Raw genomic sequence first — 13103 nt, 5'->3', positions numbered from 1 at the left:
CCATCGGGGACGGCGGTGTGCTGTCTGGCTCGAATCTGACAGTGACCTACGCCTCGACCGCGATCTTGTCGACGGGCACGGTCGATCTCTCTTCGTCACGTCTCGAGAAGGCGTATCAGTGCATCTCAGCGCAGTCCGGGACCGTATCGATCACTGGCAGTATCCAGGGGTGCGAAGCGGGTGTGGAAGCGACCGACGGCGGACGGGTGATCGCACGAAACGTCTCTTGGGGAACCGACGACGGGCCTGAGCCGTTCGGGAAGTCCGTTCCCATCGAGGGCAACGTCGACGTCGTCCCGTGGGTCGGGTACGTCGCACCGCCGACACCACCCGTAGTTCCAGTGGCCGCTGCGCCGAGCACATGTGCTGACCTCATCGTCCTGGTGGCGCGCGGATCCGGTGAAGTCCCGAAGGGTCCGTGGAACGTGGCGTCGGACCCCGACCTCTACGATGTCCAAACATTCCAGACGACTGTTGAATCCACCTACGCACAACGAGGTGTGGGAGCGAAGATGCAGCAAGTCTTGACCGGTCAAGAGACACGTAGCGGAGAGGAGTGGCTCGTCGGCGACGCCGATAGCGGCCTGTTGAACCACCTCAGTGACGAGTACAAGAACAGCACACTGATCGTCCCCATCGTCTACCCGGCATCCGACGTCAGTCTTCTGGGCGAGGCATTCAACCTCCTCAAGCCCAAGCCCGCGAAGTTGTTGGAATACATGTCTAGCATTCGGAGCGGTACCGACGCCCTTCGCGAGACGTACGATGCGATGCGCGAGGAGTGCAGCGACGAGCAGAGCAAGTTCATCATCTCGGGTTACTCGCAGGGAGCGATGGCCGCACACATCATGCTCTCTGAGGCAGTGCTCGATGGAGAGCCGCTCGACGACGTGGCCGCCGTCGTCCTGCTGTCAGACCCGCTGCAACAACCTGGCACCTACATGATCGACGGCACTGGTAGCGGCAAGCGTGGTCTCGTAGCGTCACTGTTCGAGTTCTCCGCCGCAAGGAACCTCTGGGACGAGGCGTTCTACGGGGACTATCCGATGCAGGATGCCCGCTCGTACCCATCGGAGTTGTCGAGTCGCACGTACGCCTACTGCACCGACGGTGATCTCCTTTGCGCGCCCTACGTTGCGGGGGGTTCACGAAGCCCGTGGTTGTGGGACTACCCCAACGAAGTTCGCTCTCAGTTCGCCCAGATGGCTGGCATTCATGGCGGCTACGGGCCCTCGACGCTCCGTCCATTTGGTCAGAGCGTCGCCGAAAGTGCGTTCTGATCCAGGACAGCCCTATTGTCGAGCCGCCCACGCCGGCCCGCACCCTCTCGTTCGATAGACTGGCCTGACGCTTTCCCCTGCGCCCGCGCGCGACTGTAAGGAGCCCCATGAGCAACCCCATCGGTGATCCCGGCCACGGACACTCGCCCGCAGCCTGGACGGCCGTGATCATCATGCTGCTCGCGTTCACGCTCGGAACGCTGTTCTTCTGGCTCGACATGCCCGTGCTCGTGTGGGCCTCGGTGGGTCTGCTCGTCGTCGGCGCGATCGTCGGATGGGCCATGGGCAAGGCCGGATACGGCGCGAACGGCTCGAAGACCAGCCCGAAGGCCCACTGACCGTGCTGGCCGATCTCACGGCCGGGGCGGTAGAAGACGCAGAGAAGCGCGCCGAGACGCGTTCCCTCGCCGAGGTCGAGCGCGACGCTCTCGCGCAGACCCCCGCGCGAGACGCTCTGGCGATGCTCGCGCCCGCCGACCGGGTCAAGATCATCGCCGAGGTCAAGCGCGCGAGCCCGTCGCGAGGCGACCTCGCGTCGATCCCCGACCCCGCTCGTCAGGCACGCCTGTACGAAGAGGGCGGCGCGTCCGCGATCTCCGTGCTCACCGAGGGACGCAAGTTCAAGGGCAGCCTCGCCGACCTCGAGGCCGTCCGGGCGGCTGTCAGCGTCCCCGTGCTGCGCAAGGACTTCATCGCCACGCCGTACCAGGTGCTGGAAGCCCGTGCCTCGGGCGCGGACCTCGCACTCCTGATCGTCGCCGCTCTCGACCAGAAGACGCTCACCGAGCTCTACGGCCTCGTGACCGATCTCGGCATGACGGCGCTCGTCGAGACGCACTCGGCGGAAGAGCTCGACCGCGCCGTCGACCTGGGCGCGAAGCTCATCGGCGTCAACGCCCGCAACCTGTCGACCTTCGAGCTCGATCGCGATCTGTTCGGCTCCCTCGCCGACCGCTTCCCGGCCGACGCCGTCAAGATCGCCGAGTCGGCGGTGCTCGCACCCGCCGACGTGGCCCACTACCGCGCCGCGGGCGCCGATGTCGTGCTCGTGGGCGAAGCCCTCGTCACGGGCGACCCCGTCGCCACGCTCCGCGCGTTCCTCCAGGAGACGTCATGACCACCAGCCTGCGCGACCAGAAGGGGCCGTTCTTCGGTGACTTCGGCGGCCGGTACATGCCCGAGTCGCTCATCGCCGCGATCGACGAGCTGACCGCGGTCTACGAATCGGCGATGGCCGACCCCGAGTTCCACGCCGAACTGCGGGCCCTGCTGCACGATTACGCCGGGCGCCCGTCGGCCCTCACCGAAGTGCCCCGCTTCGCCGAGCACGCGGGTGGCGCGCGCGTCTTCCTCAAGCGCGAAGACCTGAACCACACCGGCTCGCACAAGATCAACAACGTGCTCGGACAGGCGCTGCTCACCAAGCGCCTGGGCAAGACGCGCGTGATCGCCGAGACGGGTGCCGGCCAGCACGGCGTCGCCACCGCGACGGCCGCCGCCCTCTTCGGTCTCGACTGCGTCGTCTACATGGGCGAGGTCGACACCGAGCGGCAGGCTCTCAACGTCGCGCGCATGCGTCTGCTCGGCGCCGAGGTCGTGCCCGTCACGACCGGCTCGCGCACGCTGAAAGACGCGATCAACGAGGCCTACCGCGATTGGGTCGCCTCGGTTGAGACGACCAACTACATCTTCGGCACCGCCGCGGGACCCCACCCCTTCCCGGCGATGGTCCGCGACTTCCAGAAGATCATCGGCGAAGAGACCCGCGCCGAGTTCCTCGAGCGCATCGGACGTCTCCCCGACGCCGTCTTCGCCTGCGTCGGCGGCGGATCCAACGCGATCGGCATGTTCGACGCGTTCCTCGACGACGAGGGCGTCGCGCTGTACGGCGTCGAGGCAGCCGGCGACGGTGTCGACACCCCCAAGCACGCGGCATCCATCGAGCGGGGTCGTCCCGGCGTCCTGCACGGCGCCCGCACGTACGTGCTGCAGGATGAAGACGGCCAGACCACCGAGTCGCACTCGATCTCGGCGGGCCTCGACTACCCCGGCGTGGGTCCCGAACACGCCTGGCTGGCAGACATCGGCCGCGCGCACTACATCCCCGCGACCGACGACGAGGCCATGCAAGCCCTGCGTCTGCTCTCGCGCACCGAGGGCATCATCCCCGCGATCGAGTCGGCCCACGCCCTGGCCGGAGCCCTGCGCGTCGGTCGCGAACTGGGTCCGGATGCCGTCATCGCGGTGAACCTCTCCGGTCGAGGCGACAAAGACATGGACACCGCCGCGCGCTACTTCGACCTCTACGATGCCGAGCACGCACCTCCGCCCGAGGGTCGCCCGGCGCAGACCGCCGGCGCCGAGACCGTGGCATCCGCCGCCGGTTCACCGATCGATGTGACGCCGGCCCCGGATGCCGCGAGTGGCGCAGGGGTGGAGCTGTGACCTCGCGCGTGTCCGCGGCGATCGAAGCCGCCCACACCGACGGTCGCGGCGCGTTCGTCGCCTATCTGCCCGCCGGCTTCCCCGACGTCGCCACGAGCATCGAGGCCATCGTCGCCCTGGCCGAGGCCGGCGCCGACGTCATCGAACTCGGCCCTCCGTACAGTGACCCGGTCATGGACGGTCTGGTGATCCAGGAGGCGACCCAGACGGCCCTCGCCAACGGCTTCCGCATGCGCGATCTCTTCACGATCATCCGCGAGGTCACGGCACGCACCGATGTCCCGATCCTGGTCATGACGTACTGGAACCTCGTCGAGCAGTACGGCGTCGACCGCTACGCCGACGAGCTCGTCGCCGCCGGGGGAGCGGGGCTCATCACCCCCGACATCACGCCCGACGCCGCCGCCGCGTGGATCGCCACGAGCGAGCGAACCGGCCTCGACCGGGTGTTCCTCGCCGCCCCCACCTCGACCGACGAACGCCTCCGCATGATCGTCGAGGCGTCGACGGGTTTCGTCTACACCGTTTCGACGATGGGGATCACCGGGGAGCGGGCCGAACTGGATGCCGCCGCCCGACGACTCGTCGAACGACTGCGGGCGCACGGCGCCGATCACGCGTGTGTCGGTATCGGCATCTCCAATGCCGCTCAGGTGGCCGGGGTGGTCGAGTACGCCGACGGCGCGATCGTCGGAACCGCCCTGGTGAAGGCGCTCCGTGACGGCGGTGTCGAGGGTCTGTCCACCCTCGCACGCGAGCTGTCCGCGGGCACCGCGCGGCGCGCCTAGACTCTTTCGCATGACGTTCGCCCTCTCGAGCGCCGCCTCCGGCGTGCTCGCCAGCATTCCGAGCCCGACGATCTCCTACGTCGATCTCGGTCCGTTCCGCATCCACTTCTATGCCCTGTGCATCGTCGCGGGCATCATCGTCGCCCTGCTTCTCACGAACGCACGGCTGACGCGGCGCGGCGCGGAGAAGTGGGTCGTCATCGACATCTGCCTCCTGGCGGTGCCGCTCGCCATCATCGTCGCGCGTATCTACCACGTCGCCACGCACGCCGGCTTCTACTTCGGCCCCGGCTCCAACCCGTGGAACATCACCCAGCCCGGCTCCGTCTGGGCCATCTGGGAGGGCGGGATCGCCATCTACGGCGCGCTCATCGGCGGCGCCATCGGCGCGATCCTCGGGTGCAAGTGGAGCGGTATCCGCTTCTGGACGTTCGCCGACGCCCTCGCCCCGGGCCTCATCATCGCGCAGGCGATGGGCCGCTTCGGCAACTGGTTCAACCAGGAGCTCTTCGGTCAGCCCACCGACCTCCCGTGGGGCCTCGAGATCGCCCCGGGCAACCCGGCGATCCCCGTCGGCCTGCCGGCCGGCACGCTGTTCCACCCCACGTTCCTGTACGAGGTCATCTGGAACCTCCTCGGCGCGGCCGTCATCCTGTACGTCGGCAAGCGCTTCACCCTGCAGTGGGGCAAGCAGTTCGCGATCTACCTCATGTGGTACAGCGCGGGCCGCATCGTCTGGGAGTCGATCCGCGTCGACCCCAGCGACATCATCCTCGGTCTGCGCACGAACGTGTGGGCGGCGATCTTCGGTGTGGTGCTCGGTCTGGTGATCTTCATCGTCCAGTCGCGCCGCCACCACGGCCTCGAACCCTCGCCCTACGTACCCGGGCGCGAATCCAAGGCTCCGGGGGCTGTAGACTCAACCGACCCCTCTGACTTCGTCGACGTGAGCGAGCCGCCCGCGACGAGCGACACCGTCGGCACCAGCGCCACAAGCAGCCCCGCCACGAACTAACACTCTGGGCCGACGTCGTCCCATTCGAAGCATCAACGTGAGGACGGTTGATATGGCTTCCAGCCTGCGTTCCGACACCGTCGGAGGCTCGTTCCCGGCCCGACAGGGAATGTACGACCCGTCGTTCGAGAAAGACGCCTGTGGCCTGGCCATGGTCGCGACTCTCCGCGGCGAGGCCGGACACGACATCGTCGACCTGGCCCTGACCGCTCTGCGCAACCTCGAGCACCGCGGTGCCATCGGGTCCGACGCCGGCACCGGCGACGGCGCGGGCATCCTCACGCAGATGCCGGATGCCTTCCTGCGCGAGGTCGTCGACTTCGACCTGCCGCCGGTGGGGGAGTACGCCGCCGGAATGATCTTCCTTCCCCTCGGGCACGACGAGCGCGCCGCGATGAAGTCGGGGATCGAAGAGATCGCCCGTCACGAGAACCTCGAGGTGCTCGGCTGGCGCGAGGTGCCCACGGAGCCCGACAACCTGGGCAAGCTCGCCTTCGAGGCGCGCCCCGCTTTCGAGCAGCTGTTCGTCTCGCGGCCGGCCGCGGGCGACCAGCCCGCTCTCTCGGGCATCGCGCTCGATCGTCGCGTGTACCGCCTGCGCAAGCGCGCCCGTCACGAGCTCGACGCCTATTTCGTGTCGCTGTCCAGCCGCACGCTCGGGTACAAGGGCATGGTCACGACGCTCCAGCTCGAGCCGTTCTACCCCGACCTGCAGGACGAGCGCTTCGCGTCCGAGCTCGCGGTGGTGCACTCCCGCTACTCGACGAACACCTTCCCGTCGTGGCCGCTCGCGCAGCCCTTGCGCATGCTCGCGCACAACGGCGAGATCAACACCGTCAAGGGCAACCGCAACTGGATGCGCGCGCGCCAGTCGCAGCTCGAGTCCGAGCTGATCGGCGACGTGCGGCCTCTCCTGCCCATCTGCACCGAGGGCGCGAGCGACTCGGCCTCCTTCGACGAGGTCCTCGAGCTGCTGACCCTCACCGGTCGCAGCCTCCCGCACGCCATCATGATGATGGTTCCCGAGGCGTACGAGAAGCAGGCGACGATCGATCCCGATCTCCGTGCCTTCTACGACTACCACTCGATGCAGATGGAGCCGTGGGACGGCCCCGCAGCGCTCATCTTCACCGACGGCACGCTCGTCGGCGCCACGCTCGACCGCAACGGCCTGCGCCCGGGGCGCTGGACCGAGACCACCGACGGGCTCGTCGTGATCGGCTCCGAGACCGGTGTGCTCGACTTCGCTCCCGAGCGCATCAAGCGCCGCGGCCGCCTGCAGCCCGGTCGGATGTTCCTCGTCGACACGGCCGAGCGCCGCATCGTCGAAGACGAAGAGATCAAGGCGAACCTCGCCGCTCTCGAGCCCTGGCAGGAGTGGGTGGACGCGGGTCGCGTCAAGCTCAGCGAGCTGCCCGAGCGCGAGCACATCGTTCACCCGATCGCATCCATCACCCGTCGACAGCGCACCTTCGGATACACCGAAGAAGAAGTCCGTCTGCTGCTGACACCGATGGGTCAGGGCGGCGCCGAGCCGCTCGGCGCCATGGGGAGCGACGCGCCTGTCGCCGTGCTCAGCGACCGCCCGCGCCTGCTGTTCGACTACTTCACCCAGCAGTTCGCGCAGGTGACCAACCCACCGCTCGACTCGATCCGCGAAGAGGTCGTCACCTCGCTGTCGCTGGGGCTCGGTCCCGAGCGCAACCTCCTCGACTGGGGGCCCGAGCACACCCGCACGGTGACCCTCGACTTCCCGGTCATCGACAACGACGAGCTCGCGAAGATCCAGCACATCGACACGGCGCTGCCGGGTCGATCGTCGGTGACCATCCGCGGTCTTTACCGCGTCGAGGCGGGGCACAAGGGGCTGCAGAAGCGGCTCACGCAGATGTGCACCGAGGTCGACCAGGCCATCGAGGACGGCGCCGAGTTCATCGTGCTCAGCGACCGCGACTCGAACAAGGACCTCGCGCCCATCCCGTCGCTGCTCATGCTCGCGGCCGTGCACCACCACCTCATCCGCAAAGAGACCCGCATGAAGGTCGGGCTCGTGGTCGAGGCCGGTGACGTGCGCGAAGTGCACCACGTGGCGACCCTGATCGGCTACGGCGCCTCGGCGGTCAACCCGTACCTGGCGATGGAGACCGTCGAGTACCTCGTTCGCGCGGGCTTCATCACCGGCATCACGCCCGAGAAGGCCGTCAAGAACCTGATCTACGCGCTCGGCAAGGGCGTGCTGAAGATCATGTCGAAGATGGGCATCTCGACGGTGTCGTCGTACGCGGGCGCGCAGGTGTTCGAAGCGGTGGGACTGTCGCGCGAGTTCGTCGACGCGTACTTCACCGGCACCGAGTCGAAGCTCGGCGGCGTCGGCCTCGACGTCATCGCTGCTGAGAACGCGGCGCGTCACGAGTACGCCTACCCCGAGGACGCCGCGGCCCGGGCGCACGAGCGCCTGTGGACCGGCGGTGAGTACCAGTGGCGTCGCGACGGTGCTCCGCACCTGTTCAACCCCGACACGGTGTTCCGTCTGCAGCACGCCACCCGTGAGCGCCGGTACGACATCTTCCGCGAGTACACGAAGCTCATCGACGACCAGGCGCACGAGCTCAAGACCCTCCGCGGTCTCTTCGAGCTGCGGACCGGGGTCCGCCCGCCGGTGCCGATCGACGAGGTCGAGCCCGTGTCGGCGATCGTCAAGCGTTTCTCGACCGGGGCAATGAGCTACGGCTCGATCTCGAAAGAGGCGCACGAGGTCCTCGCCGTCGCGATGAACCAGATCGGCGGCAAGTCGAACACGGGCGAGGGCGGAGAAGACGTCGACCGTCTGCTCGACCCCACGCGTCGCAGTGCCATCAAGCAGGTGGCATCCGGTCGCTTCGGGGTGACGAGCCTCTACCTCACCGAGGCCGATGACATCCAGATCAAGCTCGCGCAGGGCGCCAAGCCCGGCGAGGGCGGTCAGCTGCCGCCGACCAAGGTGTACCCGTGGGTGGCGCGCACGCGCCACGCGACGGCGGGCGTCGGGCTCATCTCGCCCCCTCCGCACCACGACATCTACTCGATCGAAGACCTCAAGCAGCTCATCTTCGACCTGAAGCGCGCGAACCCGAAGGCACGCATCCACACCAAGCTGGTGAGCCAGTCGGGCATCGGCGCGGTCGCGGCGGGTGTCGCGAAGGCGCTGAGCGACGTCATCCTGGTCTCGGGTCAGGACGGCGGCACGGGCGCGAGCCCGATGAACTCGCTCAAGCACGCGGGTACCCCCTGGGAGCTCGGGCTTGCCGAGACGCAGCAGACGCTCATGCTCAACGGCATGCGCGACCGCGTCGTGGTGCAGGTCGACGGTCAGATGAAGACGGGCCGCGACGTCATCATCGGCGCGCTGCTCGGTGCCGAGGAGTTCGGCTTCGCCACCGCCCCGCTCGTGGTGTCGGGCTGCATCATGATGCGCGTCTGCCACCTCGACACCTGCCCGGTCGGCGTCGCGACGCAGAACCCCGTCCTGCGCTCCCGCTTCACGGGCAAGGCCGAGTACATCGTCAACTTCATGGAGTTCATCGCCCAGGAGGTGCGCGAGTACCTCGCCGCGCTCGGGTACCGCTCGATCGACGAGATCGTCGGCCACGCGGAGCTCCTCGACGTCAACGGTGCGGTCGAGCACTGGAAGGCGCGCGGTCTCAACCTCGCGCCGATCCTCGAGGGACCGCGCTTCGCCGACGACGAGCCTCGTCGCCACGGTCGCAACCAGGACCACGAGCTCGAGGACCACTTCGACGTGCAGCTCATCGAGCGCGCTCAGGACGTCATCGCCCGCGGCGGTCGGATCACGATCGACCTGCCCATCCGCAACACCGCTCGCGCGGTGGGGACGATGCTCGGCCACCACGTCACCAAGGCGCACGGCGAGCACGGACTGCCCGAAGGCTCGATCGACGTCCGTCTGACCGGCTCGGCCGGGCAGTCGTTCGGCGCCTTCATGCCCGCCGGCATCACGCTGCGGCTCGAGGGCGACTCGAACGACTACGTCGGCAAGGGCCTGTCGGGGGGCACGATCGTCGTGCGTCCGCACCGCGGCTCGACGTTCCCGGCGTCCGAGAACGTCATCGCCGGAAACGTCATCGGCTACGGCGCCACCCAGGGTCAGATGTTCCTGAACGGTGTCGTGGGTGAGCGGTTCCTCGTCCGCAACTCGGGCGCGACCGCGGTCGTCGAGGGCGTCGGAGACCACGCGCTCGAGTACATGACCGGTGGTCTGGCCGTGATCCTCGGCGCCACGGGCCGTAACCTCGGCGCGGGCATGTCCGGTGGTCAGGCGTACGTCTACCGGCTCGACCCCGACCTGGTGAACCGCGAGGCCCTGGCATCCGGTGAGCTCGTTCTCGGTGAACTCGGATCCGGGGATGCCGAGATCCTCCGCGACCTGCTCGAGAAGCACGTCGCGGAGACCGATTCCACGTTGGCCCGTCGTCTGCTCGACGACTTCGAGGCCGAGGTGCACAATTTCGTCCGGGTTCTGCCGCGCGACTACGCCGCGGTCCTGCAGACCCGCCAGGAGGCGGTGGCCGAGGGGCTCGACCCCGACGGCGACGTCGTCTGGACACGCATTCTGGAGGTGACGGGTGGCTGACCCGAAGGGCTTTCTCAAGGTCACGGAGCGCGAGCTCCCCAAGCGCCGGCCCGTACCCGTGCGCATCATGGACTGGAAAGAGGTGTACGAGCCGGGCGATTCGGCCGTCATCAAGCGCCAGGCCGGTCGCTGCATGGACTGCGGCATCCCGTTCTGCCACAAGGGGTGCCCGCTCGGCAACCTGATCCCCGAGTGGAACGACCTCACGTGGCGCGGCGAGGGCCGCGCCGCGATCGAGCGCCTGCACGCGACCAACAACTTCCCGGAGTTCACGGGTCGGCTCTGCCCCGCCCCGTGCGAGAGCTCGTGCGTGCTGGGCATCAACCAGCCCGCGGTCACGATCAAGCAGGTCGAGGTCTCGATCATCGACGAGGCGTTCGGCAACGGCTGGGTCGAGCCCGAGCCGCCGGAGCGCCTGACGGGCAAGACGGTGGCCGTGGTCGGCTCCGGCCCCGCCGGCCTGGCCGCGGCCCAGCAGCTGACGCGCGCGGGGCACACGGTCGCCGTCTACGAGCGCGACGACCGGATCGGCGGCCTCCTGCGGTACGGCATCCCGGACTTCAAGATGGAGAAGCGCCACCTCGAGCTGCGTCTTCGCCAGATGCAGGCCGAGGGCACGCGCTTCCGCGCGGGTGTCGAGATCGGCAAGGACATCTCGTGGAGCGACCTCCGGGCGCGTTACGACGCGGTCGTCGTCGCCACGGGCTCGACGGTGCCGCGCGACCTGCCCATCCCGGGGCGCGACCTCGACGGCGTCCACTTCGCCATGGAGTACCTCGTCGAGGGCAACAAGGCGGTCGCGGGCGACCAGGTTCCCCAGCAGATCTCGGCCGAGGGCAAGCACGTCGTCGTCATCGGCGGCGGCGACACCGGCGCGGACTGCATCGGCACGGCGCACCGCCAGGGCGCGCTGAGCGTGACGAACCTCGCGATCGGCAAGCAGCCGCCGTCGGAGCGCCCGGCCGAGCAGCCGTGGCCGATGATGCCGAACCTGTTCGAGATGGCATCCGCTCACGAAGAGGGCGGGGAGCGCACGTTCCTCGCCTCGACGGTGGAGTTCCTCGGCAACGCCGCGGGCGAGGTGCGTGCTCTGCGCGTGGCCGAGACCGAGTACGTAGACGGCCGCCGTGTGCCCAAGAGCGGCACCGAGCGCGAGATCCCGGCCGACCTGGTGCTGATCGCGATGGGCTTCACCGGTCCCGAGCGCGAGCACCTGGGCGACCAGCTCGGCACGCGCTTCACGAACCGCGGCAACGTCGAGCGCGACGCGACCTACGCCACGTCGACGCCGGGCGTTTTCGTCGCCGGCGATGCCGGTCGTGGGCAGTCGCTCATCGTGTGGGCCATCGCCGAGGGCCGCGCGGCCGCCGCCGAGGTCGACACCTACCTCATGGGCGAAACGGTGCTCCCCGCGCCGGTGCGCCCGACCGATGTCGCCATCGGCCTGCTGCCCGCCTAAGCTGGCAAGGGCCGATCCGGCCACTTCCCGAATCCTCACGGAGCTTGAAAACGGATGAGACGCGCCAAGATCGTCGCAACACTCGGGCCCGCCACGTCGTCGTATGAGATGGTTCGCGCCATCATCGACGCCGGGGTGGACGTCGCCCGCCTCAACCTGAGCCACGGAGACTACTCCGTGCACGACGCCAACTTCGCCAACGTGCGCAAGGCGGCAGAGGACGCCGGCCGCCCGGTTGCGGCCCTCGTCGACCTCCAGGGTCCCAAGATCCGTCTCGGCAAGTTCGAGAACGGCCCGCACGAGCTCGCCCCGGGCGACATCTTCAAGATCACGATCGAAGACATCCTCGGCACGAAGGAGATCGTGGGCACGACGTTCAAGGGCCTGCCCCAGGACGTCAAGCCCGGTGACTTCCTGCTCATCGACGACGGCAAGGTCCGCGTCCGCGTCGTCGAGACCGACGGCACTGTCGTGACCACCGAGGTCGTCGTCGGCGGCCCGGTGTCGAACAACAAGGGCATCAACCTGCCCGGCGTCGCCGTCAACGTCCCCGCGCTGAGCGAGAAGGACGAGGCCGATCTGCGCTGGGGCCTCAAGGCCGGCGCCGATCTCATCGCTCTCTCGTTCGTTCGGGATGCCAAAGACATCGAGCGCGTGCACGAGATCATGGCCGAGGAGGGACGCTACGTCCCCGTCATCGCCAAGATCGAGAAGCCGCAGGCGGTCGACAACCTCGAAGAGATCATCGACGCGTTCGACGGCATCATGGTCGCCCGTGGCGACCTCGGTGTCGAGCTGCCGCTGGAGGCCGTGCCGATCGTGCAGAAGCGCGCCGTCGAGCTCGCGCGCCGCATGGCGAAGCCCGTCATCGTCGCGACGCAGATGCTCGAGTCGATGATCAGCAGCCCGGTGCCCACGCGCGCCGAGACCTCCGACGTCGCCAACGCCGTCCTCGACGGCGCGGACGCGGTCATGCTCTCGGGCGAGACCAGCGTCGGCGACTACCCGGTCGTGGTCGTCGAGACCATGGCCCGCATCGTCGCCTCGACCGAGGAGCACGGTCTCGAGCGCATCGCGCCGCTGACCAACAAGCCTCGCACCCAGGGTGGCGCCATCACGCTGGCCGCGGTCGAGGTCGCCGACTTCGTCGAGGCGAAGTACCTCTGCGTGTTCACCGAGTCGGGCGACTCCGCGCGCCGCATGTCGCGTCTGCGTTCGACGATCCCGATGCTCGCGTTCACGCCCGAGCCCGGCATCCGTCGTCGTCTCGCCCTCACCTGGGGTGTCCGCTCGACGCTGGTCGAGCACGTCCCGCACACCGACAAGATGTTCCTTCAGGTCGACGACTACCTGCTGTCGAACGACCTCGCGAAGGTCGGTGACAAGGTCGTGGTCATCTCCGGGTCCCCTCCCGGAATCGCCGGTTCGACGAACGACCTGCGCGTGCACCGCGTGGGCGACGCCGTCCACGGTGCAGCCCCCGGCT

At 68.4% G+C, this 13103-nt stretch carries 9 protein-coding genes; all 9 read left to right on the top strand.

Annotated elements, in window-relative coordinates:
• The coding region (locus tag P2P98_RS01085) for a cutinase family protein (RefSeq protein ID WP_275796356.1) at positions 1-1280 on the top strand (1280 nt) is incomplete at its 5' end.
• A gap of 107 nt (positions 1281-1387) precedes the next feature.
• A complete protein-coding gene (locus tag P2P98_RS01080; RefSeq protein ID WP_013586640.1) occupies positions 1388-1618 on the top strand; it encodes a DUF6704 family protein in 231 nt (76 codons plus the stop codon).
• 2 nt (positions 1619-1620) lie between these two features.
• A complete protein-coding gene (trpC, locus tag P2P98_RS01075) occupies positions 1621-2397 on the top strand; it encodes an indole-3-glycerol phosphate synthase TrpC (RefSeq protein ID WP_275796353.1) in 777 nt (258 codons plus the stop codon).
• Positions 2394-3725 (top strand): tryptophan synthase subunit beta, encoded by a 1332-nt coding sequence (trpB, locus tag P2P98_RS01070; protein ID WP_275796351.1) that lies wholly within the window; start codon positions 2394-2396, stop codon positions 3723-3725. The genes trpC and trpB overlap by 4 nt, the downstream gene beginning before the upstream one ends.
• Complete coding sequence (gene trpA, locus P2P98_RS01065) at positions 3722-4513, top strand: tryptophan synthase subunit alpha (protein WP_058627681.1); 792 nt, start codon at positions 3722-3724, stop codon at positions 4511-4513. Before trpB ends, trpA begins: the two co-directional genes overlap by 4 nt.
• 10 nt (positions 4514-4523) lie before the next feature.
• Positions 4524-5528: a prolipoprotein diacylglyceryl transferase gene (gene lgt / locus P2P98_RS01060; RefSeq protein ID WP_058597759.1), complete on the top strand. Its 1005-nt coding sequence runs from the start codon at positions 4524-4526 to the stop codon at positions 5526-5528.
• A 52-nt stretch (positions 5529-5580) separates the two neighbouring features.
• Positions 5581-10158, top strand: coding sequence for a glutamate synthase large subunit (gene gltB / locus P2P98_RS01055; protein WP_275796346.1), 4578 nt, complete (start codon positions 5581-5583; stop codon positions 10156-10158).
• Complete coding sequence (locus P2P98_RS01050) at positions 10151-11617, top strand: glutamate synthase subunit beta (RefSeq protein ID WP_275796344.1); 1467 nt, start codon at positions 10151-10153, stop codon at positions 11615-11617. Before gltB ends, P2P98_RS01050 begins: the two co-directional genes overlap by 8 nt.
• A gap of 54 nt (positions 11618-11671) precedes the next feature.
• The coding region (gene pyk / locus P2P98_RS01045) for a pyruvate kinase (RefSeq protein WP_275796343.1) at positions 11672-13103 on the top strand (1432 nt) is incomplete at its 3' end.

It is taken from the genome of Microbacterium sp. Kw_RZR3, assembly GCF_029222405.1.
GTDB lineage: Bacteria > Actinomycetota > Actinomycetes > Actinomycetales > Microbacteriaceae > Microbacterium.
The sequence above is the reverse complement of the archived record's forward strand: the minus strand, read 5'-3'. Positions and strand labels throughout refer to the sequence as shown.

What these genes read in the sequence shown, in the direction of transcription:
- P2P98_RS01080 (WP_013586640.1), top strand. Translation starts at nt 1,388, where the DNA reads ATGAGCAACCCCATCGGTGATCCCGGCCACGGACACTCGCCCGCAGCC.
- trpB (WP_275796351.1), top strand. Translation starts at nt 2,394, where the DNA reads ATGACCACCAGCCTGCGCGACCAGAAGGGGCCGTTCTTCGGTGACTTC.
- lgt (WP_058597759.1), top strand. Translation starts at nt 4,524, where the DNA reads ATGACGTTCGCCCTCTCGAGCGCCGCCTCCGGCGTGCTCGCCAGCATT.
- gltB (WP_275796346.1), top strand. Translation starts at nt 5,581, where the DNA reads ATGGCTTCCAGCCTGCGTTCCGACACCGTCGGAGGCTCGTTCCCGGCC.